Origin of the sequence: Caballeronia temeraria (assembly GCF_001544795.2) — a bacterium.
In the GTDB taxonomy this organism is placed as follows: Bacteria; Pseudomonadota; Gammaproteobacteria; order Burkholderiales; family Burkholderiaceae; genus Caballeronia; species Caballeronia temeraria.
In genome coordinates, this window is sequence record NZ_FCOI02000016.1 from 91,173 (window position 1) to 116,841 (window position 25,669).

General features: G+C 64.0%; 23 protein-coding genes and 1 pseudogene. 9 read left to right on the forward strand and 15 right to left on the reverse strand.

The window, feature by feature from the left end:
- Nucleotides 1–13 precede the first annotated feature (13 nt).
- On the reverse strand, nt 14–859 hold the full coding sequence (locus AWB76_RS22605; RefSeq protein ID WP_061162363.1) for an arylamine N-acetyltransferase family protein: 846 nt from the start codon (nt 857–859) through the stop codon (nt 14–16).
- Between the two features lie 207 nt (nt 860–1,066).
- Between AWB76_RS22605 and zwf the strand changes: the two genes are divergently transcribed.
- The 3 genes from zwf to AWB76_RS22620 are packed head-to-tail and all read left to right on the forward strand — an operon-like array spanning nt 1,067 to nt 4,372.
- Entirely contained in the window at nt 1,067–2,632 is a 1,566-nt protein-coding gene (zwf, locus tag AWB76_RS22610; protein ID WP_061162364.1) for a glucose-6-phosphate dehydrogenase, read from the forward strand.
- Between the two features lie 40 nt (nt 2,633–2,672).
- Entirely contained in the window at nt 2,673–3,494 is an 822-nt protein-coding gene (locus AWB76_RS22615) for an ROK family protein (RefSeq protein WP_208606598.1), read from the forward strand.
- Entirely contained in the window at nt 3,494–4,372 is an 879-nt protein-coding gene (locus tag AWB76_RS22620) for a Cof-type HAD-IIB family hydrolase (RefSeq protein ID WP_061162365.1), read from the forward strand. The genes AWB76_RS22615 and AWB76_RS22620 overlap by 1 nt, the downstream gene beginning before the upstream one ends.
- A gap of 147 nt (nt 4,373–4,519) precedes the next feature.
- Here the strand turns inward: AWB76_RS22620 and infA are convergent, their stop codons facing one another.
- The 6 genes from infA to AWB76_RS22650 form a co-directional block, all read right to left on the reverse strand.
- On the reverse strand, nt 4,520–4,786 hold the full coding sequence (gene infA / locus AWB76_RS22625) for a translation initiation factor IF-1 (protein WP_061162366.1): 267 nt from the start codon (nt 4,784–4,786) through the stop codon (nt 4,520–4,522).
- A gap of 479 nt (nt 4,787–5,265) precedes the next feature.
- Nucleotides 5,266–6,243, reverse strand: coding sequence for a magnesium/cobalt transporter CorA (corA, locus tag AWB76_RS22630; protein WP_061162367.1), 978 nt, complete (start codon nt 6,241–6,243; stop codon nt 5,266–5,268).
- Between the two features lie 168 nt (nt 6,244–6,411).
- Entirely contained in the window at nt 6,412–6,840 is a 429-nt protein-coding gene (locus tag AWB76_RS22635) for a bactofilin family protein (protein ID WP_061162368.1), read from the reverse strand.
- 57 nt (nt 6,841–6,897) lie between these two features.
- Complete coding sequence (locus AWB76_RS22640; protein WP_061162369.1) at nt 6,898–7,263, reverse strand: hypothetical protein; 366 nt, start codon at nt 7,261–7,263, stop codon at nt 6,898–6,900.
- Nucleotides 7,250–8,200, reverse strand: coding sequence for a M23 family metallopeptidase (locus AWB76_RS22645; protein WP_082864492.1), 951 nt, complete (start codon nt 8,198–8,200; stop codon nt 7,250–7,252). The genes AWB76_RS22640 and AWB76_RS22645 overlap by 14 nt, the downstream gene beginning before the upstream one ends.
- Nucleotides 8,201–8,482: 282 nt before the next feature.
- Nucleotides 8,483–9,457: a LysR family transcriptional regulator gene (locus AWB76_RS22650; protein WP_061162371.1), complete on the reverse strand. Its 975-nt coding sequence runs from the start codon at nt 9,455–9,457 to the stop codon at nt 8,483–8,485.
- A gap of 197 nt (nt 9,458–9,654) precedes the next feature.
- On the opposite strand from AWB76_RS22650, the gene AWB76_RS22655 reads away from it, so the two are divergent.
- The 3 genes from AWB76_RS22655 (at nt 9,655) to AWB76_RS42205 (ending at nt 12,718) form a co-directional block, all read left to right on the forward strand.
- A complete protein-coding gene (locus AWB76_RS22655) occupies nt 9,655–11,187 on the forward strand; it encodes a CoA-acylating methylmalonate-semialdehyde dehydrogenase (protein ID WP_061162372.1) in 1,533 nt (510 codons plus the stop codon).
- 13 nt (nt 11,188–11,200) lie between these two features.
- Entirely contained in the window at nt 11,201–12,097 is an 897-nt protein-coding gene (gene mmsB / locus AWB76_RS22660; protein ID WP_061162373.1) for a 3-hydroxyisobutyrate dehydrogenase, read from the forward strand.
- 408 nt (nt 12,098–12,505) lie between these two features.
- Complete coding sequence (locus tag AWB76_RS42205; protein ID WP_244173419.1) at nt 12,506–12,718, forward strand: hypothetical protein; 213 nt, start codon at nt 12,506–12,508, stop codon at nt 12,716–12,718.
- A gap of 68 nt (nt 12,719–12,786) precedes the next feature.
- On the opposite strand, the gene AWB76_RS22670 is transcribed toward AWB76_RS42205, so the two are convergent.
- From AWB76_RS22670 to glgC, 4 genes are read right to left on the reverse strand one after another with little or no spacing between them, the layout of a single operon-like run.
- A complete protein-coding gene (locus AWB76_RS22670; protein WP_061162375.1) occupies nt 12,787–14,223 on the reverse strand; it encodes a dihydrolipoyl dehydrogenase in 1,437 nt (478 codons plus the stop codon).
- Between the two features lie 14 nt (nt 14,224–14,237).
- Nucleotides 14,238–15,038 carry an SDR family oxidoreductase gene (locus AWB76_RS22675; RefSeq protein WP_061162376.1) on the reverse strand — a complete coding sequence of 267 codons (801 nt, stop codon included), beginning with the start codon at nt 15,036–15,038 and terminating at the stop codon, nt 14,238–14,240.
- A gap of 57 nt (nt 15,039–15,095) precedes the next feature.
- Nucleotides 15,096–16,559: a glycogen synthase GlgA gene (gene glgA, locus AWB76_RS22680; protein WP_061162377.1), complete on the reverse strand. Its 1,464-nt coding sequence runs from the start codon at nt 16,557–16,559 to the stop codon at nt 15,096–15,098.
- Nucleotides 16,560–16,598: 39 nt separating this feature from the next.
- On the reverse strand, nt 16,599–17,873 hold the full coding sequence (gene glgC / locus AWB76_RS22685) for a glucose-1-phosphate adenylyltransferase (RefSeq protein WP_061162378.1): 1,275 nt from the start codon (nt 17,871–17,873) through the stop codon (nt 16,599–16,601).
- Nucleotides 17,874–18,336: 463 nt separating this feature from the next.
- Between glgC and pdxY the strand changes: the two genes are divergently transcribed.
- On the forward strand, nt 18,337–19,218 hold the full coding sequence (gene pdxY / locus AWB76_RS22690) for a pyridoxal kinase PdxY (protein WP_061162440.1): 882 nt from the start codon (nt 18,337–18,339) through the stop codon (nt 19,216–19,218).
- Here the strand turns inward: pdxY and AWB76_RS42210 are convergent.
- Nucleotides 19,215–20,824 (reverse strand): annotated as a pseudogene (locus AWB76_RS42210) (IclR family transcriptional regulator). The gene pdxY and the pseudogene AWB76_RS42210 sit on opposite strands and share 4 nt — an antisense overlap.
- A 122-nt stretch (nt 20,825–20,946) precedes the next feature.
- Between AWB76_RS42210 and AWB76_RS22705 the strand changes: the two are divergent.
- Together AWB76_RS22705 and AWB76_RS22710 are read left to right on the forward strand one after the other, a co-directional pair.
- On the forward strand, nt 20,947–21,906 hold the full coding sequence (locus AWB76_RS22705; protein WP_061162381.1) for an MBL fold metallo-hydrolase: 960 nt from the start codon (nt 20,947–20,949) through the stop codon (nt 21,904–21,906).
- Nucleotides 21,907–22,014: 108 nt separating this feature from the next.
- Nucleotides 22,015–23,364 (forward strand): MFS transporter, encoded by a 1,350-nt coding sequence (locus tag AWB76_RS22710; RefSeq protein WP_061162382.1) that lies wholly within the window; start codon nt 22,015–22,017, stop codon nt 23,362–23,364.
- On the opposite strand, the gene AWB76_RS22715 is transcribed toward AWB76_RS22710, so the two are convergent.
- The 3 genes from AWB76_RS22715 to AWB76_RS22725 all read right to left on the reverse strand — a co-directional run bounded on the left by AWB76_RS22715 (nt 23,358) and on the right by AWB76_RS22725 (nt 25,438).
- Nucleotides 23,358–23,840 (reverse strand): hypothetical protein, encoded by a 483-nt coding sequence (locus tag AWB76_RS22715; protein ID WP_061162383.1) that lies wholly within the window; start codon nt 23,838–23,840, stop codon nt 23,358–23,360. The genes AWB76_RS22710 and AWB76_RS22715 overlap by 7 nt on opposite strands.
- A gap of 140 nt (nt 23,841–23,980) precedes the next feature.
- Nucleotides 23,981–24,496 carry a DinB family protein gene (locus AWB76_RS22720; protein ID WP_061162384.1) on the reverse strand — a complete coding sequence of 172 codons (516 nt, stop codon included), beginning with the start codon at nt 24,494–24,496 and terminating at the stop codon, nt 23,981–23,983.
- Between the two features lie 72 nt (nt 24,497–24,568).
- The gene (locus tag AWB76_RS22725) at nt 24,569–25,438 is read right to left on the reverse strand and encodes an alpha/beta fold hydrolase (RefSeq protein WP_061162385.1); all 870 of its coding nucleotides are present in this window, start codon (nt 25,436–25,438) and stop codon (nt 24,569–24,571) included.
- Between the last annotated feature and the right edge of the window lie 231 nt (nt 25,439–25,669).

The following is a 25,669-nucleotide window of genomic DNA, read 5'->3' on the forward strand; positions in this document are numbered from 1 at the left end:
CGTGGTCTTGTGATTAAGCTTGGTTGGGCAGACGGGCGAGCGCGGCGTCGAGTTCGGCGCTATCGGGCAGACGAATGCCGAGCTCGCTTTCGAGTACGCGGCGCAGGCCGGCCACGCCATCGAGCTCGCGATGATCGCTGCCTTCGCGTTCGTCGTGCGCCGAGAATCGCCGGTTGAAGAGACCGTAGCGCTTGCCCGGCGCGAGACGCGCGGCGAGCAGGTTGTGCACGAAAACCGACTGCGGGTAAGTGGACACGAAATGGTTGGCCATCTCGTAGTCGGCGTCATACTGCGGATCGAGGTCGAAGCGATAGACGTTCGTCCACGTGCCGTTCACGAGCGCCTGCAGGAGGTAGGCTTGCGGCTCGCCGCTGGCGTCTTCGAGACGGAACGCGCCGTGCGGCGTGATCTGCTCGAGGCCCGTCTGGAGCACGAGCGGCGCGGACAGCGTCATGCCGCCGAAGCCGACATCGGCGACGAACGTGCCTTCGTCGAGATCGACGAGCAGCAGCATGTGCGTGCGCGGCGGCATGTCCGGCGCTTCACGGCCCCACAGGACGCGGCCCGCGAAGCTGCGCACGCGAAAACCGAGCGTCTGCAGTACGCTGCGAAAAAGCCGGTTTTGTTCGAAGCAGTAGCCGCCGCGCTTGTCGGTGACGAGCTTGCGCTGGACCGATTCCAGATCGAGCCTGACCGGACGGCCGATGAGCACGTCGAGATTTTCGAAGGGAATGGCCTGAGGATGCAGCAGATGCAGCGCGCGCAGCGTGTCGAGCGTCGGTGCGGGCCGCGCCGGTCCGGAAAAACCGATGCGCTCGAAATAAGCCGCGAGGTCGATGGAGGTGTCGTGTGCGTTCATGTGTGGTCCAGGCTTCGTAAGCGTCGATATCGCAATGTCCGCGGGCGCAGTCGCCAGGCGCGCATATTTTACGACACGTAAGGTTAAAAATTACAAAATGCATACGTTTATCGATGCGCGAGCTTGCGATGCGTCGTTCGAATGAACTGTGCCGCGTCGATGAGGGTCTTTCCAGGTTCACGCGCAAATGACAAGGGGCGACACGCCATGCCGAAAGAATCGAACGAAGCGAATCAGTCGAATCAATCGAATCAAACGAACCCGGCGAGCGCGACCTGCGCCGGCAAGCATCCCGCGCCGCCGTGCACGCTCGTGATCTTCGGAGCGGGCGGCGATCTCACCAAGCGGCTGTTGATGCCGTCGCTCTACAACCTGTCCGCCGACAAGCTGCTCGACGACGGCATGGAAATCATCGGCGTGAATCATGGCGAGCGCGAGACGTCGGACTGGCGCGACGAACTCACACAGTCGCTGCGCACCTTCGCCGCCGACAAGGCCGCGACGTTCCACACCTCACAACTGAACGAGGACGCCTGGAACTGGGTCGTCGGGCGGCTCGAGTATTTCCCCGGCGAGTTCGAGGAAGACGAAACTTTCGCGCGGCTCAAGGCACGGCTCGCGAAGGCGAAGTCCGGCAATGTCGTGTTCTATCTCGCGGTCGGTGCGCGCTTTTTCCAGCCGATCATCGAGCATCTCGGTGCGGCGGGCATGCTCGAAGAGAAAGACGGCAACTTCCGGCGGCTCGTCATCGAGAAGCCGTTCGGCAGCGATCTGGCGTCGGCGCAGGAACTCAATCGCTGCATCCTCAAGTACGCGGATGAATCGCAGGCGTATCGCATCGACCATTTTCTCGGCAAGGACACGGTCCAGAGCATTCTCGCCGTGCGCTTCGCCAACGCGATGTTCGAGCCCGTCTGGCGGCGCGAGTACATCGACAACGTGCAGATCACGGCGGCGGAGACGATCGGCGTGGAAGGGCGCGGCAAGTTCTACGAGCAGACGGGCGCGTTCCGCGACATGCTGCCGAATCACCTGTTCCAGTTGCTCGGCATGGTGGCGATGGAGCCGCCGAATTCCTTCGATGCCGAATCCGTGCGCGACCGAAAAGCCGAAGTCTTCGATGCGATCCGCCCGCTCACCGCCAACGATGTCGTGCTCGGCCAGTACGAAGCCGGACCGGCCGGGCCGGGCTACAAGGACGAACCGGGCGTCGCGAAGGACAGCCGCACGGAAACCTACGCCGCGGCGCGCGTGTATGTCGAAAACTGGCGTTGGGCGGGCGTGCCGTTCTATCTGCGCACAGGCAAGCGTCTGACCGAGCGGCGCACCGAGATTTCGGTGCAAATGAAGGCGGTGCCGTTTCTGCTGTTCCGCGATACGCCCGTCGATGCACTCACGCCGAATGTGTTCACGCTGCGCATCGATCCGGCGCACGGCACGAGCTTCGACTTCAACGTGAAAGTGCCGGGACCGGTGATGCAGATCGGCAAGGTGCGCTCGGCGTTCAACTACGCGGATTTCTTCGCCGAGCGCGCGAATGTCGGCTACGAGACGCTGCTCTACGACTGCATGCTCGGCGACGCCACGCTTTTCCAGCGCGCGGACAGCATCGAGACGGCGTGGGCGGCGGTCGATCATGTGTTGCATCCGGACAGCCCGCTTCCTGTGCGCGGCTATGCGGCGGGCAGCGCGGGGCCGGCGGAAGCGGATCAACTGCTTGCGGACGATGGCCGCACGTGGCGCGCGCTGACGGACCCGCACAAGAAGGACTGAACTCATCCGAAACACAACGCCAACCAAAAGGACAACGAAGATGAGCACAGAATCCAGAGCCAAACAGAAGACGCATGTTTCGGCCGACAAACTCGCGATCAAGGCGGAACGCATTCTCGCGATCGATATCGGCGGGACCGGGCTGAAGGCGGCCATCATCTCGGAGGACGGCGAGATGAAGAGCGACCGCCTGCGCGTGGCGACGCCGCATCCGGCGAAGCCCGACGTGGTCGTCGAGACGCTGATTCAACTGATCGCGCCGATTGTCGCGGAGCCGCCGACGCACATTTCCATCGGCTTTCCGGGCGTCGTGCGCGACAACGTCGTGCTGACCGCGCCGAATCTCGGCACGCCGGCCTGGCGCGGCGTGCCGCTCGCGCAACTGATCGCCGAACGCCTCGGCAACGTGCCCGCGCGTATGATCAACGACGCCGAAATGCAAGGACTCGCGGCGATCGAAGGACGTGGCATCGAGATGGTGCTGACGCTCGGCACGGGCGCGGGCACGGCGCTCTTTCGCGATGGCGAGCTGATGCCGCATCTGGAGCTCGCGCATCATCCGGTTGCGAAGGACAAGACCTACGACGAGTACGTCGGCAACGCGGCGCGCGAGAAGGCGGGCAAGAAGCGCTGGAGCCGGCGGGTGGAGAAGATCATCGGCATCCTGGCGACGCTGACGAACTACGACAAGCTCTGGATCGGCGGCGGCAATGCGACGCATATCAAGTTCAAGCTGCCGGATAACGTGGCGATCGTGTCGAATGCGGCGGGCATCGAGGGCGGCGCGCGGCTGTGGCATCCGCGTTCCGTGCGCGAGACGCGCCAGTTGCCGCACTTCAATCAGCGGGAAGGGGCGCACTGATGAACGCCATCGGCAAATACGGACTTCACAGCGCGACCGGCGACGCCGATGCGGCCTTCGCCGCGCTCGCGAAAGCGGAACTCGTCGTCACCGATTGCGACGGCACGCTGCTCTACACCGACAAGGCGCTGGGCCAGCCGGCCATCGACGCCGTGCGCCGTCTGAAGGACGCGGGCGTTCGCTTCACGGTCGCGAGCAGCCGGCCGGGCAAGGGCATGCGGTATATCGTCGAGACGCTTGGCGTCGACATGCCGTATGCGTCGTACAACGGCGGCAGTCTTGTGAGGCCGGGCACGTGGGACGTGTTGTCGTCGCACAAGCTGCCGCGCGATGTCGTGCAGACCTCGCTCGAAGCGCTCGCCACGGCGAAAGTCGACGCGTGGGTGTTCATCGACGATGCGTGGTATCTGACGCATCCCGAGGGCACGTACGTGCCGCTGGAGACGCGCACGGTCGGTTACGAGGGCGTGCAAGTCGCGCGTTTCGACGATATCGATCTCGGCGCGGTCGACAAGATCGTCGGCTCGACCGCCGATACGGCGCTGCTGGCGCGCGTGGAAAGCGACTTGCAGACGCAATTGGAGGGCCGCGGACATGCGGCGCGCTCGCAAACCTACTACCTCGATATCACGAGCCTGGAGGCCAACAAGGGCACCGCGGTGCGCGAACTGGCGCAACTTGCCGGCGTGCCCCTCGAGCGCGTGGCCGTGCTCGGCGACATGGGCAACGACGTCGCGATGTTCGAGGTCGCGGGCGTATCGATCGTGATGGGACAGGCATCCGACGCCGTGCAGCGTCACGCGAGCCTCGTCTCGAAGAGCAACGACGAGGACGGCTTCGCGATCGGCATCGACGCGCTGCTGGCGGCGCGCGGCTGAAGGAAGAAAGGACATCGACGCGTGGCGCAGCCTTGACGGTGAGCGGGCGCGTCGAAGTTCAGGATGATCCGCGAGAGTGGTTCAAAAGCGTGCGCTGCGGATCAGGCTCACGCTCGTTGCGGATGATTCAGCTGAAACGGCTGGCAATCAACGACGGCGCATCTGTGGGCGCGGACCGCCGCCGCCAGCACGCTCGTCCTTATGACGGAAGTTGATGCGGCCCTTGGTCAGGTCGTACACGGACAGTTCCAGCGTGACGCGGTCGCCGGCCAGAATACGAATGTGATTCTTGCGCATGCGGCCCGAGGCGTAAGCGCCCACGACGACGCCGTTGTCCAGCGTGACGCGATAGCGGCTGTCGGGAAGCACTTCGTCAACGATACCGTCGAGTTCGATGAGTTCTTCTTTCGCCATATGGGGCTCCTTTGATTGAGTTATAGAGGGTGCTGCCGCGCATCGTGCGAAAAACGCACACTCAACGCCAACGAATCATCCAGCGCCGCGCCTGGAAGCGTCGTCGCTACGAAACGTAAGAGGCGATGCAAAGCGTGGCCTGGCACGTCCGCGCACGATAAAAACGTGCGACCGGCGCGCGCCGCGTCTCGAATTCAGGCTCGTCGTGAGCTTGACGGCATAGGCCGGACAACAGGGCGAACCGCGGATGCGGCGCGCCCTGTCCGGCATGACCGGGACGGCGACATCGGCAAACAGCAACGCCGACGTGCGGGGTGAATCGGAAAAGCAACGTATGCTGCGGAAATGAGCGCAACTGCGGTGCGCTTACGTCATGTGAGGTCGATCGGCCGAGTTGCAAGGCCAGCCCTCATTCTCTCGCAAAACGCTTGATTAGACAATGAATTTCGCCTGAAGGTTCCGAAAAAGAGGCTTTCCTGCTACAGCCAGCCTGCCTTCTTGAAGCGCCAGTAGAGCACCAGATCGACGATCAGCATGACCGCGAGGCAGACCGGGTAGCCGTAGACCCAGTCGAGCTCCGGAATCGACTTGAAGTTCATGCCGTAGATGCCGGCGATCATCGTCGGCACGGCAAAGAGCGCCGCGAACGAGCCGAGGCGCTTGGTCACTTCGCTCTCCGCGAGCGCGATCAGGCCGAGATTCACCTGAATCGCCGTGACGATCATTTCGCGCCGTCCCTCGATGGTCTTCACGATGCGCAGCAAATGGTCGTACACGTCGCGGAAATATTCCTGCATGCCCGAGCACACGGCGGGCGAGCGTCCACCATACAGTTTGCTGACAGCTTCGAGCAGCGGCGCCGTGTGATGCTGCAGGATCGTCATGCGGCGCTTCAGCGAGTACAGATCCTCGATGATCTCGCGCGATTCCACCGAGCCCTTCTGTTCGAAGATGCGCTCTTCCACTTCGTCGACTTCCGCGCCGAGCGTTTCGAGCACGGGGAAATATCGATCGACGACCGCGTCGAGCAGCGCATACATCACGAACGCCGGCCCGTGCTTGAGCAGATGCGGCTCGCGCTCGCAACGCTTGCGCACTTCCTGAAAACCTTGCGTCGTGCGATTGCGCACCGAAAGCACGTAGTTCCTGCCGACGAACACGTTCACTTCGCCGACGAGCACTTCGCCTTCTTCATCGAACTCGACCGTATGGAAGACCGCGAACAGCGAATCGCCGTATTCCTCGATCTTCGGCCGCTGATGACCGTGCTGCGCATCTTCGACCGCGAGTTCATGCAGGCCGAACTGATGCGTCATGTGCGCGAGCTCGCCGGGGCCGGGCTCTTTCAATGCAACCCAAATGAAAGAGTCGGGCAGATCGCGATAAGCGTTGATGTCTTCGATATCGACATCCGCGAGTTTCCGGCCGTTTTGATAAGCCGCGCAATTGACCAGCATGGGGCGCCCTTTATAGTTATTTCGATGTCACCGGCCACGCGTCGATGGGTGCTCGAAGTCGCGTGAATCGCTAGGGGCGCGAGCGCGTGGCCTTCATCCCTCGAATCTTAGCCGGTCATGCGCGCCGTTGCCAACGAGCAACGGCTATGAGGCATTCGTTACGCGCGATCAGTTCGCGGCGAAATCGTATTCGTTCGGCGCGGGCAGGGTCGGCATTTGCGCGGACTGCGGATCGATTTTGGTGAGCTTGCCTTCCACCGTCGCGCCGATATCCATGCGCAACTGCTGGTAGTAGATGTTGCCCAGCACGCGTGCGTTGGACTGAAGTTCGACGAAATGCGCGACGGTGACATCGCCGGTCACGCAGCCGTTGATGATGACGTCGTAGGCATTCACGTTGCCGCGAATCGCGCCCTGGTCGCTTACGACGAGCAGCGTTTCTTCGCCGGGCCGGCCGGCCACGTTGCCCGTCACCTGGCCGTCCATGCGCAGGCCTTCGCTGAACTCGAGATTGCCCGAGATATGGACGTTGTGCGCGACGAGCGTCGCGAGCTTGGCCATCTTGACGCCGTTTGAGTCCTTCTTCGATGAAAACATGTCGAGTCCTTGCAATGCGGTAAAGGGTTGCACGAAGTCAGCGCTGATGCGCGCCGCTCAATCGGGCTTGTGCTGTTTCTTGAGGAAAGCGAGATCGGTCTGCAGGCGCTGAATCTGAGTCGTGCTGTCTTTCACGCTCTGTTCCAGCGACTTGCGGCTCGCCGCTTCCTGTTCGAGCGCGAGCTGTGCGTGCGCGAGTTGTTCGCGCAGCTTCTGCTCGGAGACGGGCGGCGCGCAGAGCGTGTCGAGCCTGCGCACGTCCTCATGCGAGCGTTTGAGTGCGAAGCCCGCAGCCCCGAGCGCCGCGACCGCGCACACGGCCGCGATCGAGCCTAGCCAGATGCCCGCGCCGCGCTTGGGCGTGAGGGAATAGGACTGGCGAGTGAGTTGCAGCGAGGGCCGCTTCGAATCAACTTTGCGCATTCGGCATGCGCCTGAAGAGCGCCAGATAGGGAGAGGGATTGAGCTGCGCGCCGTCGACGATCACTTCGAAATGCAGATGCGGGCCCGTGGAGCGTCCGGTCGAGCCGATTTCCGCGATCTCCTGTCCCGGCATCACGTAGTCGCCGGCTTTCACGAAGATGCGCGACGCATGACCGTAGCGCGTCACCATGCCGTCGCTGTGGCGGATATCGACCGCGTTGCCGTAGCCGGCGCGCTCGCCCGCCTGCACGACACGCCCGCCCGCGCTGGCGAGAATCGGCGTACCCGATGGACCCGGGAAGTCCTGTCCGGGATGAAAACTCAGATGGCCGGTGAAGGGATCGAGACGATTGCCATAAGGCGAACCGGTGCGCGTGCCGGGCGCTGGATTGCGGCCGGGGAACGCCATGTACGCGGTGTAGTAGTCGAGCGTTTGCGTCTGCAATTGCGAGACTTCGCCGTTCAGGCAATCGATGGCGCGCTGGGTCTTCTTGAGGCGCTGGCGCGGCGTGCCGCTGTCGTCTCGATCGATATCGCAGAGGCGTGGCGGCAGCAGCGGGCCGCCGGCGCCGTCGAGCGGAGCCGCCGATTCTTCGCTGTCGGGCAGCGGCGGGACATCGTGCACGCCGGACGCACCGTGCGCGCCGTTCGCGGCCTTCATATGGATATCGAACTCGTGCAGTTCGTTCACTTGCGCGGAGAGGCCGTCGACACGTGGCGCGAGCTGGATCAGCGCGGCATTGAGCCGGCCGAGTTCCTCGATCTCATACGAACGGCGCGACATCAGCGTCTGCTCTTCGCCGAGATGGCTGCGGGCGAACACGGTGCCGATCGCGATGCCGAGCGCGAGCGCGGCAACGAGCAGGGCGATTGCGCCGATGATCGCGATTGCGCGCGCCGTGCGTGCCTCGACGAAGCGGATGCGCTGGCGGGACATGGTCCGCCGTGACCAGATGACGAAAGCCATCAGCGTACGGCGCGGCCTGGCAGGCCGGCGGGGAAAAGGCTAAGAAAAATCACGGGGTGGAGTACGCCGCGCTCTCCACGGCAAAGCAATGAATCGCCGGCGATTATGCCCGAGCCCGACCGGGCGGGTGACGTTTCAGCAGTACATCCAAGCAAAATTACACGATTACATCGAGTCAAATTTTGTGTCGGCTGGATGGCAAAGAATCGTTAGCATGTTCGGTCTCGAGGTGCTGTCAAAAATTGTCTGTACTCACGATGATCTGACGTCCACCCAGGCCATTTGAGAGCCGTCGCCCATCAGGAAAGCGCGGTTCGCTTCGGCTGCCGCGCGCAGATAGTCCCAGACGGCCGTGATGCGTTTCAGCTTGCGCAAATCTTCGCGGCAGGACAGATAGAAGGCGCGCGTCACGACGATATCGTCGGGCAGCACCGGCACGAAGCGAGGATCGGGCGAGGTCATGAAGCACGGCAGGATCGCGAGCGCGCGGCCCTGCAGCGCGGCGAAGTATTGCGCGATCGCGCTCGTGCTGCGCCAGCGCGACACCGCGCCCGGCACCGCGCGTTCGAGATAGAGCAGTTCGTAGCTGAACGCGAGATCGTCGATATAACTCGCGAAACGATGATGGCGCAGGTCGTCGCTCGTGCGGATCGGTTCGTGCGCGTCGAGATATTCGGCGGTCGCGTAGAGCTTGAGCCGATATTCGCAGAGCTTCGTGTAGACGTACTGGCCCTGTTCCGGGCGCTCTAGCGTCACCGCGATATCCGCCTCGCGCTTCGACAGGCTCACGAAATGCGGCACCGGCAAGAGATCGATGGAAATGTTCGGATGCGCATCCTGAAAACGCGCGAGCTGCGGCGCAAGAAAGAAGCAGCCGAAGCCTTCCGTCGAACCGACGCGCACGTGACCGGACAGCGCATGTCCCGTATTGGCGATCTGCTCGGTGGCGGACTGCACCGTCGTCTCGATCGAATCGACGAAACCGAGCAGACGCTGGCCCTCGGCGGTCAGAATGAATCCGCCGCTGCGCGACTTGTCGAACAGAAGGGTGCCGAGCGCGTCCTCCAGCGCGCGCACGCGCCGCGCGACGGTCGTGTAATCGACGCCCAGACGCTTCGCCGCGCCGCTCGCGCGCTGCGTGCGCGCCACTTCGAGGAAGAAGCGCAGGTCGTCCCAGTTGAGCCGCGCAAGGTCGAACTTGCCAGATGGCATGGCGTTTTTTTGCATATCGATCGGGTATTTTTCTAGTGCCATGATGGACTTTTGCATAACTATACTCAAGGAAACGAGCGTGCAGCAGTGCAGGCCGATTTCTTATAAACGGAGACGACATGCTTTTCCCCTCGGCGCCGCAACGGCGCTCCGTCCGCGCGTCTTCGCTTCCCTTCTTTCCCCTCGTGGCAACTCATCCAAAGGAGTGACTCGTGAATATCGCTGCTGAACATCCGGCGCAGAGTGCGTCCGTCCGTACGGCCAAGCTGCTCATCGACGGCCAGTTCGTCGATTCGAAGACGGCGGAGTGGCGCGACATCGTCAATCCCGCGACGCAGGAAGTGGTCGGCCGCGTGCCGTTCGCGACGATGGACGAAGTGGACGCCGCCGTTGCCGCAGCGCACAAGGCGTTTCAGACCTGGCGCACGACGCCGCTCGGTGCGCGCATGCGCCTCATGCTCAAGTTTCAGGACCTGGTGCGTCAGAACCAGAAGCGCATCGCGCAGACCCTGACGGCCGAGCAGGGCAAGACGCTCGCCGATGCCGAAGGCGACATCTTCCGTGGTCTCGAAGTCGTCGAGCATGCGTGCTCGATCAGCACCTTGCAGCAGGGCGAGTTCTCGGAGAACGTCGCGGGCGGCGTCGACACGTACACGCTGCGTCAGCCGCTCGGCGTGTGCGCCGGCATCACGCCGTTCAATTTCCCCGCGATGATCCCGCTGTGGATGTTCCCGATGGCGATCGTCTGCGGCAACACGTTCGTGCTGAAGCCGTCGGAACAAGATCCGCTTTCGACGATGGAACTCGTAGAACTGGCGCTCGAAGCGGGCGTGCCGCCGGGCGTGCTGAACGTCGTGCATGGCGGCAAGGACGTGGTCGATGCGATCTGCACGCATCCCGATATCAAGGCGATCTCGTTCGTCGGCTCGACGGCCGTCGGCACGCACGTCTACAACCTCGCGGGCCAGCACGGCAAGCGCGTGCAGTCGATGATGGGCGCGAAGAATCACGCCGTCGTGCTGCCCGACGCGAACAAGGAGCAGACGCTCAACGCGCTCGCGGGCGCGGGCTTCGGCGCGGCGGGCCAGCGCTGCATGGCGACGTCGGTGGCGGTGTTCGTCGGTGCATCGAAGGACTGGGTGCCGGAACTCGTCGAGAAGGCGAAGACGCTCAAGGTCAACGGCGGCACGGAGCCGAACACGGATGTCGGCCCGGTCGTATCGAAAGCGGCGAAAGAGCGCATTCTCGGGCTGATCGGCCGTGGTGTTGAAGAAGGCGCGACGCTCGCCCTCGATGGCCGCAAGATCGACGTGAAGGGCTACGAGAGCGGCAACTTCATCGGCCCGACGATCTTCACGAACGTCGACACGGATATGTCGATCTACAAGACGGAGATCTTCGGCCCGGTGCTGTGCGTGCTGGAAGCCGAGACGCTCGACGACGCCATCGCGCTCGTCAACCGCAATCCGATGGGCAACGGCGTCGGCCTCTTCACGCAAAGCGGCGCGGCGGCGCGCAAGTTCCAGAGCGAGATCGATATCGGCCAGGTCGGCATCAACATTCCGATTCCGGTGCCGGTGCCCGCGTTCAGCTTTACCGGCTCGCGCGGCTCGAAGCTCGGCGACCTCGGCCCGTACGGAAAACAGGTGGTGCAGTTCTATACGCAGACGAAGACGGTCACGGCGCGCTGGTTCGACGACGCCACCGTGAACGACGGCGTCAACACGACCATCGCGCTTCGCTAAAGGGAGATTTCTCATGCGAATCGGCTTCATTGGTTTGGGCCACATGGGCGGTCCGATGGCCGCCAATCTCCTGAAGGCCGGCCACGCGGTGACGGCGTTCGATCTCGTTCCCGCCGCGCTCGATGCCGCGAAGGCGGCGGGCGCGACGCTCGCCGCGTCGCCGCGCGCGGCGGCGGAAGGCGCGGAAGTCGTCATCACGATGCTTCCCGCGGCGCAGCATGTGAAGGCGGTCTATCTGAACGACGACGGCGTGCTCGCGGGCGTCGCCAAAGGCGTGCCGGTCGTCGACAGCAGCACGATCGATCCGGCCACCGCGAAGCTCATCGGCGAAGCGGCGGCAAAGCAGGGCAATCCGTTCGCGGATGCGCCGGTATCCGGCGGCGTCGTCGGTGCGCAGGCGGGCACGTTGACCTTCATGGTCGGCGCGGATGAAGCGCTATTCGAAACCTTGCGTCCCGTGTTGTCCGGCATGGGCAAAAACATGGTGCGTTGCGGCGAAACCGGCACGGGCCAGATCGCGAAGATCTGCAATAACCTGCTGTTAGGGATTTCCATGATCGGCGTCGCCGAAGCGATGAAACTCGGCGAAACGCTCGGCATCGATCCGGCGAAACTCGCGAGCATCGTCAATACATCGACGGGGCGCTGCTGGAGCTCGGATACATGTAATCCCTATCCGGGCATTGTTGAAACGGCGCCGGCTTCACGGGACTATGCGGGCGGTTTCGGCGCAGATCTGATGCTCAAGGATCTGGGTCTCGCCGTCGATGCGGCGCGCGGCGCAAAGCAGCCGGTTTTCATGGGCGCGCTGGCACAACAGTTGTATCAGTCGATGAGTCAGCAGGGACTCGGCGGACTCGATTTTTCCGGCATTATCAAGTTGTACGCGAAGAACTCGGGCGCGCAATAAAACTCCAATACTTTAGGAAATCGGCACGCACGCGCGTGCCGATTCGAGCACCGCGAAATAACTGCTTTATTCAGTTGCACTGCACAACGAATCGCGCAATCCCTTATCGGTTGCGATCATCGGGAATACGATGATTCGCTTTCCAGAAAATTGTCCTATTCTGAAAGCACGACGCCCGTCTGCCGTTCGGTCAGAACGCTCCGGTTGCGCCACGGTGCAGGTAGAACGCCCGTCGTTTTCGGGCAATCAGATGAGGAGTACGCGATGCAAGTAACACGTCACTTAAATATGGAATTGCGGCACGCCACGGTGCCGACTTATGTAGCCAGCTATTTCTTTCCGTTGCTGCTATTGGCATACGAAGCTTGGCGAGTGGGGTCTTGGGTGGCGGTAAACGGCTTCAACTTCATGAACTTCAACTCGATGGGTTACGAGTTCGCGTTGATGATCGCCGTGTTCTGCATGCAGGTCATCGTGGAAATCGCGTTCCTCGCGGGCGCCGTGCTGACGAAGCACAAGGACGTCGGCCACAGGCTGGCGAATCTGCTGCTGGGGCTGTTCTGCTCGATGGTCGTGCTGGGTTTCGATCTCGCACTGCAATATGGTCTGAGCGGAAGCTGATCGGTAACGGTTCTACTGCCTGCTTCTGATCATCAAACGCCGGTTGTTCGCAACCGGCGTTTTCGTTTTTAGCAACCCGCTGCACTCGGCAAGGCCGGCGGCGTCTCCGCCCGTTCCTCATAGCACTTTCTGTCCGCATCCTTCAGCGCGCTGCGCAAGCCTTCTTCCACTACGGGATGATAGAAGGGCAGCTTGAGCGCTTCGTCCAGCGTCAGTTCCAGTTGCAGCGCCCACGCGAGCAGATGCCCGAGATGTTCCATCGCCGGGCCGCAGCCTTGCGCGCCGCGCAGCTTGCCGGTTTTCGCGTCGGCGTAGACGTGCAGCAGGCCGCGATTCTGGCGCATCACGCGGCTTCTGCCCTGATTCTCGAACGAGACTTCGCCGGTCACCGTCATCTGCTTGTCGAGGTCGTCATACGATGCACCGACGATCACCACCTGCGGCTCGCAGAACACGAGCGAGAAGGGCACCTTGCGCTTGACCGGCCGCACGTCCGGAAAGCGCGCGGCGTTGTCGCCGGCGAGTTTGCCTTCGTCGGCGGCGTCGTGAAGCCAGGGGCGCGTGCCGTCGCAATCGCCTGCGATAAAAATCGCGCTGTTGCCGCATTGCATCGTGGTTTCGTCGAAAAGCGGCACGCCTTTATCGTTCAGTTCGATGCCCGCGTTTTCCAGCGCCAGCGGCTTCAGATTCGGCGCGCGTCCGGTCGCGGCGAGCACGAGATCGAATCGCTCGACATGCGCCTCGCCGTCCGGCGACGTGAAACGCAGCGTCGGCTGGCCGTCGTCGAGCGACATCGCTTCGAACTTCGCGTCGGGGTCGAAATAGAACTCGTCGGCGAGCGCGGCGGCGAGCGCGTCGCGCACGGGTGTGTCCTTGAGCCCCGCAACGCTGCCGCCCTTGCCGAACACAAAGACTTCGACGTCCAGCCGCGCGAGCGCCTGACCGAGCTCCAGCGCGATCGGTCCCGCGCCGAACACGGCGATGCGCTTCGGCAGCGTATGCAGCTCGAAGAGATCGTCGCTCGTGATGAGCTTGTCGCCGAAGATTTTCAGCTCGTCGGGCACCTTTGGCGCCGCGCCCGTCGCGATCACGACGCTTTTCGCTTCGACGCGCGTGTCGCCGCCGATCCGCAGTCGCGTCGGCGCTTCGAAGCGTGCCTCGCCGCGCAGCAGCATGCCGCCCGGCAGCGATCGCACCTCGTCGATCACGCCTTTGACGAAGTCATCGCGCTCGCGCCGCACATAGTCGAGCACATGCGCGTAATCGGCTTCGAGCGCGTGCGTGCCTTCGATGCCGCGCGCCGCCAGCGAATGCGCATCGTGCAAGCCGTTCGCCGTGGCGAGCAGCAGCTTCGACGGCATGCAGCCGACGCGCGCGCAGGTCGTCCCCAGTTCGCCGCCTTCGATCAGCACCGCGCTCGTGCCCGCGAGCCGCGCCGCGCGAAACGCGGCCATGCCCGCCGTGCCCGCGCCGATCACGGCGACGTCCGCCTTGATGTCGTTCATTCCCCTGTCCACCCTCAGCCGTTATCCGCAAATCCCGGATAGAGCGTCATGCCGCCATCGACGAAAAGTGTCGTGCCGACGACGTAATCGCTGTCGTCGGACGCGAGCCAGACCGCCGCGCGCCCGATATCCTCGACTTCGCCCACGCGTCCATACGGAATCAGCGTCAGCAGCTTGTCGAGCTGTTCCTGCGTGTCCCAGGCGTCCTTGTTGATCGGCGTGCGGATCGCGCCAGGCGCGATGCCGTTCACGCGGATGCGCTGCGGCGCGACTTCCTGCGCGATCGTCTTCATCATCATCTGGATGCCGCCTTTGGAGGCCGCGTAATTCACGTGTCCCGCCCACGGAATGACCTCGTGCACGGAACTCATGCAGATGATCTTGCCGAGCGCCTTCGACACGTCGCGCATGCCGCGCCGCTCGAATTCGCGCACGGCGCGCTGCGCGGTGAGGAATTGGCCGGTGAGATTCGTTTCGATGACCGTGTTCCAGTCCGCGAGCGAGAGCGCGGTGAACTTCGCGTCCTTCTGCAAGCCCGAATTCGCGACGACGATATCGACGGTGCCATAGCGCTTCACGACGGCATCGAACATTGCGTCGACCTGGGTTTCGTCGGACACGTCCGCGCCGACCGCGAACGCCTCGCCGCCTTTCGCCGTGATCGCGGCGGCGAGCTTGTCGGCGGGTTCCGCGTGCGAGTGATAGTTGATGGCGACGTGCGCGCCCGCATCGGCGAGCGCGGTTGCGACGCCCGTGCCGATGCCCGAACTCGCGCCCGTGACGAGCGCGATCTGGCCTGCGAGGGGTTTGTGCATGGGTGTTCTCGTGTGAGGTTTGCCCGTCGGCGACGCAAATTGCGCGCCCGGCGAACCTCACGCGCCGAGCAGCCCCTGATAGACCTCCGCGTATCGGCGCGCCGCGTCTTCCCAGCCGAAGCTCTGGCCCATCGCGCGCTTGACGACGGCTTTCCACTCCGAACGGCGCGCCTTGAGCGCGAATGCGCGCCGGATCGCGCCGACGATGCCCGCGCGATCGAACGTATCGAAGACGAAGCCGGTCGCGAGTTCATCGGCGAGATTTTCGAGCGAACTGTCGACGACGGTATCCGCCAGCCCGCCCACGCGATGCACGAGCGGCAGCGCGCCGTACGCGAGCGCGTAGAGCTGCGTGAGGCCGCACGGCTCGAAACGCGACGGCACCATCACCACGTCGCTGCCGGCGATGATCGAATGCGACAGCGTCTCGTCGAAACCGAGCTCGACGGCGACCGCGCCCGGGTGCGCCGCCGCCGCGTTCTTCATGCCGGTTTCGAGCGCGGGATCGCCGGTGCCGAGCACGACGAGCTGCCCGCCGCGCTGCACGATGTCCGGCACGGCCGAGAGCAGCAGATCGAGTCCCTTCTGCTCGGTCAGACGGCTGACGACGCCGAAGAGCAGGGCGTCGTCGTCGCGGGCGAGTCCCATGCGCTCCTGGAGCGCCGTTTTGCACTTCGACTTGCCGCTGATCTTCGCTTGCGTGTATTTCGTGGCGATGGATTCATCGACGGACGGGCTCCAGATCGAATAATCGACGCCGTTGAGAATGCCGGTGATGTCGTGTGTGCGCGTCTGCAAGAGGCCGTGCAGGCCGGCGCCCTGCGCCTGCGTCTGGATTTCGCGCGCGTAAGTAGGGCTGACGGTTGTGATGCGATCGGCGTAATACAGCCCCGCCTTGAGAAACGAGACGTGGCCGTAGAACTCGACGCCTTCCACCGCGTAGAAGTCGCCCGGCAATTGCAAGGCGCCGAACTCCGACGCCGGGAACGTGCCCTGATACGCCAGGTTGTGCACCGTCATCACGCTCGCAACCCGCGCCGCGCCGCCGCGCTCGAACGCGCGCAGATACGCCGGCGCGAGCCCCGCGTGCCAGTCGTGCGCGTGGACGATATGCGGTTTCCACGCCGGATCGGCGCCTGTCGCGATGCGCGCGGCCGCCCAGCCGAGCAGCGCGAAGCGGCGGTCGTTATCGGCATACGGGCGATGCCCGGCATCGAGATACGGATTGCCCGGCCGATCGTAGAACTGATCGGACCGCACCACGTACACGACCACGCCATGCGGTTGCAGCACGCCGCGTTCGAGGCGGATATTCCCCGCGCCGAACGCGCCGCCCAGATCGGCCACGGGCTGGAGATCGTCGAGACCCGCCAGCACGGCGGGAAAGCCCGGCAGCACGACGCGCGCGTTCGTGCCCAGTTGCGATTGCGCGGGCGGCAGCGCGCCGACTACATCGGCGAGGCCGCCGGTTTTCAACAGCGGAAACATTTCTGCTGCGGCATGCAGCACGCATACGGTCATCGGCGCTCCCGTCGATTGGTTTTTTTGGATGCCGGCGGTTTAGCTTTGCGGCAGCCGCGCCAGCGCATCGCGCGTAATCAGCGTGACGCCGGATTCCGTGCGGAAGAAGCGCGCGGCGTCGTCGTCCGGATCCTCGCCGACCACGAGACCTTCGGGCACCGTGCAACCGCGGTCGATCACGACTTTCTGCAAGCGGCAACTCGGCCCGATGGTCACCTGCGGCAACAAGACTGCCTCATTGATGTTACAGAACGAGTGCACCCGCACCGCCGACGAAAACACCGACTTCGACACCTGCGATCCCGAGATCACGCAGCCGCCACACACGAGCAGATTGGTGATCGCGCCTTGCTGGCCGTTCAGATCGCGTACAAACTTGCCCGGCGGCAACTGTTCCTGATTCGTCCAGATCGGCCATTTGCGGTCGTACAAATCGAGTTCGGGAATCGTCGATGCCAGATCGAGGTTCGCGGACCAGTAGGCGTCGACGGTACCGACGTCGCGCCAGTACGCGGGCGCTTCCGGATCGCTGCTCGACGTCACGCACGACATGCCGAACGGATGCGCGATCGCCTTGCCCGTCGTCACGACGCGCGGAATGATGTCCTTGCCGAAATCGTGATCCGTGTTGGACGTCTCGATGTTCTCCTGCAGCATGTCGTAGAGATACTTCGCGCTGAACACGTAGATGCCCATGCTCGCGAGCGCGACGTCGGGCTTGCCGGGCATCGCGGGCGGATCGGCGGGCTTTTCGAGGAAAGCGGTGACGCGGCGGTTCTCGTCGACGTGCATTACGCCGAACGCGACGGCATCCATGCGCGGCACCTCGATGCAGCCGACCGTGCAGTCCGCGCCGCTCTCCACGTGGTCGAGCACCATGCGCGTGTAATCCATCTTGTAGATGTGGTCGCCCGCCAGCACGATGACGAACTCCGGCCCGATCGATCGGACGATGTCGAGGTTCTGATACACGGCGTCGGCGGTGCCGCGGTACCAGCTCGAATCGACGCGCTGCTGCGCCGGCCAGATATCGATGAACTCGTTGAACTCGCCGCGCAGGAAACCCCAGCCGCGCTGCAGATGGCGGATGAGCGAATGCGCCTTGTATTGCGTGACGACGGCGATGCGGCGAATGCCGGAATTGAGGCAGTTGGACAGCGCGAAGTCGATGATGCGGTACTTGCCGCCGAAGTGAACGGCCGGCTTCACGCGCTTGTCGGTGAGCGGTCCGAGCCTTGTGCCGCGCCCGCCGGCGAGGACGATTGCGAGGGTCGACTTCTGCAAATCGGTGCGATTCTTAGACAACGTCTCCATGTCAGCCTCCTGATTTGACCTGCGACTATTGATGTCTTGCCGTGTGTTCGTCCTCGTGTGCTTTCGTTATATCCGTCGATGACGCATTATCCGGCGCGTATTGAAATTCGTGTGCTGAAGTCGTCCGTTTTTTTCGCAGCGCGATGCAAACGGGTGGCGGCCCAATGCGCCGTCCGGTTCGAGCAATGCGTGTGCCGAACGCGCACGGGCGTGCGGCGGTGTTGCAGCCGCGCGACCTTTTGGGCCGCCGATCGATCGCATCAGTCGACAAAATACGTCCGCGCAATTTATAACGATCACGCCATGCCGCAGTGCGTCGAGGCACGGCACAATACGAAGGTTGCACTGCCCGCGCATGGCGTCCACGGGCGTGCCTTCTGGAGCCATCGTCGCGCTGCGCCGCACGACTCCGGCGCGACACACGTTTTACCTGACCGAACACGATCAATCGGGAAAGCAGAACATGAACAACGTCCTGAGCATTCAATCGCATGTGGTGTTCGGCCACGCGGGCAATAGCGCGGCGGTCTTCCCCATGCGGCGTCTGGGCGTGAACGTCTGGCCGCTCAACACCGTGCAGTTCTCCAATCACACGCAGTACGGCCGCTGGACCGGCAGCGCATTCGACGCCGAAGAATTGCAGAACGTGATCGAGGGCATCGGCGCCATCGGCGTGCTCGGGCGCTGCAACGCGGTGCTCTCGGGTTATCTCGGCGCGCCGGAGCAGGGCCGCGCGGTCGTCGAAATCGTGAAGATGGTGAAGGCGGTCAATCCGCGCGCGCTCTTTTTCTGCGATCCGGTCATGGGCCAGACGGGCGGCTGCACGGTCGCGGGCGGCATCGAGGATTTCCTCGTCACGACGATGCCCGAAATCGCCGATGCGATCATGCCCAATCACGTCGAGCTCGAAAAGCTCGTCGGGCGCACGATCGAAACGGTGGAAGAAGCCGTCGACGCCTGCCAGGAAGTGCTCGCGCGCGGCCCGCGTATCGTGCTGGTGAAGCATCTGCTCGATCGCAACAGCCGCGCCGACACCTTCAACATGCTCGCCGTGACGCCGACCGAAGCGTGGTTCGCGCAGCGTCCGCTGTATCCGTTCGCGCGCCAGCCAGTGGGCGTCGGCGATCTGACGAGCGCGGTGTTCGTCGCGCGCACCTTGCAGGGCGATTCGCTGCGCACCGCGCTGGAGCACACGCTCGCGGCGGTCAATGCGGTCGTGAAGGCAACCTACGATGCAGGGCGCTACGAACTGGAGATCGTCGCCTCGCAGGACGAAATCGCGAAGCCGACCGATCGTTTCCCCGCGATCCGCGTGACCGGCACGGAGACGGTCAAGGGCGGCTAGGTCGCCTCCATCAGCCCGAAACGCCACGACAGACGCCGCGTCGCGGCCAGCAGCGCGCGGGCAAGCGGGCCGTCGGGGGCGCTGTCGAAGCCGCCCGAGGAGCCGATCAACGCGATGACGAGGCACACGCTGCCGGTGTGATCGAAGACCGGCGCGGCCAGCGTGTGGATGCCGGGCACCGGCGCGCCGAGCGCGGTGTCGAGACCGCGTTCGCGAATCTCATCGAGCCTTGTGCGATATGTGGCATCGAGCGCCGCGTCCGGTTGCGCGCCCGCCAGGCGGATGCCGTCCTGCGCCATCAGGCTCGCGAGCATGTCGGCGGGAAGATGCGCCGCGAACACGCGCCCGATCGCCGTATTCACGAGCGACATCGCCGTGCCGATCCGCAAGCTCACGTGCTGCGGCCGCGCCGATTCCTCCAGCCGGATCACCGTCGGGCCGAGCGGTCCGAGCGCCGCGGCGGCGACCGTCATCGACGTGCTCGCGGCAAGCGCGACGATCTCGCTTTCCGCGTCGCGGATCGGCGAAAGGCGCTGCAGCGCGATCAGTCCGAGTTCGCGGCTCAACGGGCCGGCGTGAAAGAGCCCGGCGTCGTCGCGCGCGAGCAGGCCGACCTTCACGAGACTCACCAGATGCGCGAACGCCTTCGCGGGCGGCATGCCGGCGGCGGCCGCGAGATCGCGCAGCGTGAGCGGCTTGCCCGCCGCGACCAGCGCGCGCAGCAGATCGCCGGTCGCGTCGAGCGCGTTGATGCCGCGCTGCGGCTTCGTGTCTTCTTCGAACATCGTCATGAAAGCAGTCCGGTGATGTCGCGTGCGGCGTCCTTCAGTGCGTGCGCGAGCGCGCCGTCCCAGTCGACGTCGCAAAGACCGGTCGGGCCGATCGCCGTCAGCGCGAGCTGCATGCGGCGCGCGCCGTCGAATACCGGGACGCTCATGCTGCTCACGCCGGGACTCGGCGCATCGACACTGCGTTCGATGCCGCGCGCGCGGATCTCGTCGATGCGCGCCGCCATTTCCGGCGCGACCGCTTCGGCCTGATGCGCGAGCATCGCGGCGACGCGGGCGTCGTTGTCGAAAGCGCGGAATATGCGGCCCGTCGCCGTCGCCGAAAGCGACATTACGGTGCCGACGTGCAGATTCACGTGCAGCGGATAGCCGCCGCGCTCGTAGCGCACGATCGTCGGACCCTGCGGCCCGGCCACGCTGACCGCGACGCTCATGCCGGTCGCGAGCGCCAGCGCCGACACGCGCGGCGCGGCCGCCCGGTATGCCGGCTGATGCTCCAGATTCAGCAGCCCAAGCCTGAGCGAAAGCGGGCCCGGCTCGTAGTTGCCCGTGAGCGCGTCGCGCTTGACCAGACCGAGACGCGTGAGGCTCACGAGATACGTGTGCGCCTGCGCGCTCGACAGCCCGGCGGCTTCGGCGAGCGTACTGAGCGCGAGCGGTTCGCGGCGCGCGGCGAGGGCATCGAGCAGGCGCGCGCCGACTTCGACGCTCTGGACGCCGCGCTGTTTCTTTTCTTCGCCTGTTTCGGAACGAGCCAAAGACACTCCGCGATTTATAAAGGATGAACGAACCGCAGATGTTAGCCGAGCGGGAATCATCGGATGAAGCGATTCGGTATTTACCCGTAATTTGCAAATAGCAAGTAAGCTTGCTGTTGACAAAAATCAGCGTCACGCCGATCATCCACCCATCCCCACGAGAATGGAAGCGAGACACGACCATGGCAAAAGCATTCGCATCGCAGGCCGATCTGGAAGAGAAGAAGATCACCTTCACGCAGCTTTCCGACAACGCGTACGCCTACACGGCGGAGGGCGATCCGAACTCGGGCGTGATCATCGGCGACGACGGCGTGCTCATCGTCGATACGACCGCGACGCCCGCAATGGCGCAGGACCTCATCGCGAAAATCCGCAGCGTCACCGACAAGCCGATCAAGTACGTCGTGCTGTCGCATTACCACGCGGTGCGCGTGCTGGGCGCGTCGGCGTATTTCGCGGAAGGCGCGCAGCAGGTCATCGCGAGCCGCGGCACGTACGAAATGATCGTCGAGCGCGGCGAGCAGGACATGAAATCGGAGATCGAGCGCTTTCCGCGACTTTTTGCCGGCGTCGAGACGGTGCCCGGCCTCACGTGGCCCACGCTCGTCTTCGAGAAGGAAATCACGCTCTTTCTCGGCAAGCTCGAAGTGAAGATCGCGCATCTCGGCTCGGGCCACACGAAGGGCGATACGGTCGTCTGGCTGCCGTCGCAGAAGGTGCTGTTTTCGGGCGATCTCGTCGAGTACGACGCTGCCTGCTATTGCGGCGACGCGCAGCTCGAAGAATGGCCCGCGACGCTCGAAGCGCTGCGCGCGCTGAAGGCGGACAAGCTCGTGCCGGGCCGCGGCCCCGCGCTGCTGTCGCCGGCGGAAGTCGACAAGGGCCTCGACTATACGAAGGACTTCGTCACGACGCTGTTGCAGGCGGGCCGCGAGGCCGTCGCCGAAAAGCTCGATCTGAAAGGCTCGATGGCGCTTACCCGCCGCGCGATGGATCCGAAGTTCGGCCACGTCTTCATCTACGAGCACTGCCTGCCGTTCGACGTCTCGCGCGCCTACGACGAAGCGAGCGGCATCAAGCATCCGCGCATCTGGACGGCCCAGCGCGACAAGGACATGTGGGCCGCCTTGCAGGACTGACGTCCGTCCCTCGCGGCGCGTCGTAGCGAACACGCGCCGCTTCCATCTTTTCCAAGGCGAAAGGCGCGATCAAGACGCCGGCCTTCTCACGCCCATCTGGAGCGAGACATGTCGAAGTCGATCAGCACGGCGGCGCTCAGCCCGAGCGCCTCCGCGGACGCGCACGCCCTTTCGGACGACGCGCTGTTCCGCAAAATCGCGTGGCGCATCATTCCGTTTCTGTTTCTGTGCTACGTGGTGTCGTTTCTGGACCGCATCAATATCGGCTTCGCGCAGTTGCAGATGAAGCATGATCTCGGCTTCTCCGATGCCATGTACGGCCTCGGCGCCGCCGTCTTTTACATCGGCTACGTGCTCTTCGAAGTGCCGAGCAATCTGCTGCTCGCGAAGTTCGGCGCGCGCCGCACCTTCACGCGGATCATGCTGCTGTGGGGCGCGGCGTCGGTCGGCATGATGTTCGTGTCGACGGCAGGCCACTTCTATCTGCTGCGCTTTCTGCTCGGCGTGTTCGAAGCGGGTTTTTTCCCCGGCATCGTGCTTTATCTGACGTACTGGTTTCCGGCGAAACGGCGCGCGGGCGTGATGTCGGTATTCTTCGCGGGCGTGGCCGTGGCGGGCGTGTTCGGCGGACTCGTGTCGGGCTGGATCATGCGCGACATGGCGGGCGTCATGGGCCTGCACGGCTGGCAGTGGATGTTCGCGATCGAAGGCGTGCCCGCGGTGCTGCTCGGCCTGATTGCGCGGCGCATGCTCGTGGACACGCCGCGCGATGCGCACTGGCTGACGTCGGCAGATAAGGAACGCCTTGCCGCGCTGCGCGGGGAATCGAACGCCGATGCCGATGCACACGGCCATCGCGGCATGCTCGACGCGCTGCGCAATCCGCGCGTCTATCTCTTTGCGTTCATCTACTTTTCGCTGACGTGCGCGTCGCTGACACTCAGTTTCTGGATGCCGCTGATGATCCGCGATTTCGGCGTCACCGATGTCGTGTCCGTCAGTCTCTACACCGTCGTGCCGAACGCGATCGGCGCGGTGGGGCTGATTCTGATCGCGCGCCATTCTGATCGCATCGCCGAGCGGCGCAAGCACTTCGCGTGCTGCACGGTCGGCGGCGGCATCGCGCTCGCGGCCCTGACGCTGCATTTCCCGAGCTTTCCGCTGATGCTCGCGATTCTCTCGCTCGCCGCGACGCTGATCTTCGCCGCGCTGCCGATTTTCTGGGCCGTGCCCGCGAGCCATCTGCCGGGCAAGAGCGCGGCGGCGGGCATCGCGTTCATCAGCAGTATCGGCATCACGAGCGGAATCGTCAGTCCGTGGGTGATCGGCCAGATCCGCACCGCGACGGGCAGCATGGATCTCGCCGTGCATCTGCTCGCGTTGCTGCTCTTCGCGAGCGGCGCCGCGCTGATGTTCGGCTTGCGCGGCGATGCGTCGTCAAACGCACACGCTCATTGAGGCATGGCGGCGGCCGCCATCGCCCTGAAGTTCTCGGGCGTGGCGAAGGCGAGATATTCGGACTGCATCTCGGGTGTGAGGAATTCGAGCATCGTCGAGTTTTCGATCCAGAATTCGATCACATGGAAGAAGTTGTCGCCACGCGTGCAGCGCACCGCGCGCCAGCCTTCGCGCTCGCCGATCGCGATGACTTCCTCAGTGCTCAGTTTCGTCGCGATGGCCATGTGGAACGCGCTGTACTGCGGCCGCTTGATCGTATCCGCGCCGTAGCTGACGCTCTCCTCGTGGCCGCCGCCCGGCGTGATGACCTGATCGCTCGGATACACCTCGATGATGCTGCCGCGATCGTCGCCGGCCACCGCCATCCAGGCGTCGGGAAACGGCGAGAAGGGCGCGGCGAAGCCGCTCCACAGTTCGGCGAGCACCTGCGCGACGTGTTGCGGATCGTTGGCGGGAATGGAGGCGTGGAAGATCATCGCGATGAACTCCTGTGGACGTGAGGAGGGCTGCGCGGCGATGTTTCGTGTCGCGTGCCGGGGTGTCGGTTCGCAGTGCTACGGTGTGCCGGCATTCTTGCAGAGTCTATTGTTATGAGTGTTTTCATACGCGTCATGACTCAGTGCTTATCCGACAAACGCTGATAAAAAAGCAGATCGAGCTCCGGCGCCTTGCCCGTCAGCGCGGTGAGCAGCGCATGCGCCTGTCCGCGATGATGCGTCTGGTGATTGAACCAGTGCGCGAGCGCGGGCATGAGCGGCTGCGTCATCAGCTCGGGCGTCGAAACACGCTTGTAGCTGATCGTGCCGGTCAGCGCTTCGGGCGTCAGGCCGCTCACATAGGCAACGATGCGCGCGTCTTCTTCGCGGCGCGCCGTTTCGAGCGCGGGAAAAGTGTCGAAGAGAATCGCATCCAGCCGCTCGGGCGCAACGCCTTCGCCCGTGAAGCGACACATCCAGACGCGATCCGTCACGAGCAGATGATTGAGCGTGCCGTGCACGGACTTGAAAAACGCGCCGCGGTCGGCGCGATAGTCCGCGTCGGACAGTGCGCGCGCCGCGTCGTAGAGCCTCGTGTTGGCCCACGCGTTGTAGCGCGCGAACATGTCGAAATGCTTTTTGAGCAGGTCTTGCATGGCGGGAATCTCCGTCGTGGCAGTGACATTCGCGTTCCTGCACGATATTAAGCCACTACCACAGACGACCGTTCACGACGCCGACGCGAACGCGCCGATATCCGTGGTCAGACGCGCTGCATCGCTGAGAAAGACGCCGTGCGGCGCGCCTTCGTAGACGACGAGGCGTGCGTTCGGGATCAGGCGGGCGGTGCGCTCAGAAGTCAGTTCGAGCGGATTCGACACATCGCGATCGCCTTGCACGATGAGCGTCGGCACGTCGATGTCGCGCAATTCGTTGCGGAAATCGCCACGATTCACGGTTTCGTTGCACGCGAAGAGCGCGTGATGCGACGTGCGCAACGCCATTTCCCGAATCCACTCGATCATCGCCTCCGAGGCACCCGGTCCCGCGAACGGACGGGCGTTGCCGGCGAGCCATTGCGGATAGTCCGTCATCAGGTCTTTCTGGAAGGCATCGGCATAAGCGGGGTCGACGCCGTCGGGATTGTCAGACGTTCGCGCGAGCATCGGCAATGTCGATGCGATCAACGCAAGCCGCGCGACCCGCGCGCTGCCGTGACGCGTGAGATAGCGCACGGCTTCCGCGCCGCCCATCGAGTAGCCGACGAGCGTAACGTCCGACAGATCGAGCGCCTCGATGACGGCGGCGAGGTCGTCCGCGAGCGTGTCGTAGTCGTAGCCGCCGCCCGGATCGCTGGAACGGCCGTGGCCGCGCCGGTCATAGGCGACGCAGCGAAAGCCTTGTCGCGTGAGCGGCAACATCTGATACGCCCACATGTCGCCCGGCAGCGAATAGCTGGGAACGAAGACGATGATTCTGCCGTTGCTGCGCGCGGCTTCGGGCCGCCAGTCGCGATAAAACAGTTCGACGCCGTCACCGCTCGCGATAAAACCCGGACGGGCGATTTCGACGTTGCTTCGCTGGCGCTTCTCGGACATGTCCGTCTCCTCGACGATGATTGGTGTGACTGAATCGTCGCAGGAGAAAGCGAGGCGGACAATTACGTCGAAGGTAATAGGCCGCGTGCAAAAAAGAGCCGCCTGAAACGGCGGCAAGAGTGCGTCCGCTTGTGGGCTCGTTTGTCGAGAGCGGACGCTTGAGGAGACAAGTCGACGAAGCCAGTATGTCAAAGCGCCGAGGCACGCACAATCGTCGATTCGAATCACTGC

What these genes read in the sequence shown, in the direction of transcription:
- AWB76_RS22650 (WP_061162371.1), bottom strand. Translation starts at nt 9,457, where the DNA reads ATGCAAAAAAACGCCATGCCATCTGGCAAGTTCGACCTTGCGCGGCTC.
- AWB76_RS22615 (WP_208606598.1), top strand. Translation starts at nt 2,673, where the DNA reads ATGAGCACAGAATCCAGAGCCAAACAGAAGACGCATGTTTCGGCCGAC.
- AWB76_RS42205 (WP_244173419.1), top strand. Translation starts at nt 12,506, where the DNA reads ATGAACTTCAACTCGATGGGTTACGAGTTCGCGTTGATGATCGCCGTG.
- glgA (WP_061162377.1), bottom strand. Translation starts at nt 16,559, where the DNA reads ATGACCGTATGCGTGCTGCATGCCGCAGCAGAAATGTTTCCGCTGTTG.
- AWB76_RS22715 (WP_061162383.1), bottom strand. Translation starts at nt 23,840, where the DNA reads ATGATCTTCCACGCCTCCATTCCCGCCAACGATCCGCAACACGTCGCG.
- AWB76_RS22605 (WP_061162363.1), bottom strand. Translation starts at nt 859, where the DNA reads ATGAACGCACACGACACCTCCATCGACCTCGCGGCTTATTTCGAGCGC.
- AWB76_RS22710 (WP_061162382.1), top strand. Translation starts at nt 22,015, where the DNA reads ATGTCGAAGTCGATCAGCACGGCGGCGCTCAGCCCGAGCGCCTCCGCG.
- zwf (WP_061162364.1), top strand. Translation starts at nt 1,067, where the DNA reads ATGCCGAAAGAATCGAACGAAGCGAATCAGTCGAATCAATCGAATCAA.
- AWB76_RS22645 (WP_082864492.1), bottom strand. Translation starts at nt 8,200, where the DNA reads ATGTCCCGCCAGCGCATCCGCTTCGTCGAGGCACGCACGGCGCGCGCA.
- AWB76_RS22725 (WP_061162385.1), bottom strand. Translation starts at nt 25,438, where the DNA reads ATGTCCGAGAAGCGCCAGCGAAGCAACGTCGAAATCGCCCGTCCGGGT.
- AWB76_RS22620 (WP_061162365.1), top strand. Translation starts at nt 3,494, where the DNA reads ATGAACGCCATCGGCAAATACGGACTTCACAGCGCGACCGGCGACGCC.
- AWB76_RS22635 (WP_061162368.1), bottom strand. Translation starts at nt 6,840, where the DNA reads ATGTTTTCATCGAAGAAGGACTCAAACGGCGTCAAGATGGCCAAGCTC.
- corA (WP_061162367.1), bottom strand. Translation starts at nt 6,243, where the DNA reads ATGCTGGTCAATTGCGCGGCTTATCAAAACGGCCGGAAACTCGCGGAT.
- glgC (WP_061162378.1), bottom strand. Translation starts at nt 17,873, where the DNA reads ATGGAGACGTTGTCTAAGAATCGCACCGATTTGCAGAAGTCGACCCTC.
- mmsB (WP_061162373.1), top strand. Translation starts at nt 11,201, where the DNA reads ATGCGAATCGGCTTCATTGGTTTGGGCCACATGGGCGGTCCGATGGCC.
- infA (WP_061162366.1), bottom strand. Translation starts at nt 4,786, where the DNA reads ATGGCGAAAGAAGAACTCATCGAACTCGACGGTATCGTTGACGAAGTG.
- AWB76_RS22675 (WP_061162376.1), bottom strand. Translation starts at nt 15,038, where the DNA reads ATGCACAAACCCCTCGCAGGCCAGATCGCGCTCGTCACGGGCGCGAGT.
- AWB76_RS22705 (WP_061162381.1), top strand. Translation starts at nt 20,947, where the DNA reads ATGGCAAAAGCATTCGCATCGCAGGCCGATCTGGAAGAGAAGAAGATC.
- AWB76_RS22640 (WP_061162369.1), bottom strand. Translation starts at nt 7,263, where the DNA reads ATGCGCAAAGTTGATTCGAAGCGGCCCTCGCTGCAACTCACTCGCCAG.
- AWB76_RS22670 (WP_061162375.1), bottom strand. Translation starts at nt 14,223, where the DNA reads ATGAACGACATCAAGGCGGACGTCGCCGTGATCGGCGCGGGCACGGCG.
- pdxY (WP_061162440.1), top strand. Translation starts at nt 18,337, where the DNA reads ATGAACAACGTCCTGAGCATTCAATCGCATGTGGTGTTCGGCCACGCG.
- AWB76_RS22720 (WP_061162384.1), bottom strand. Translation starts at nt 24,496, where the DNA reads ATGCAAGACCTGCTCAAAAAGCATTTCGACATGTTCGCGCGCTACAAC.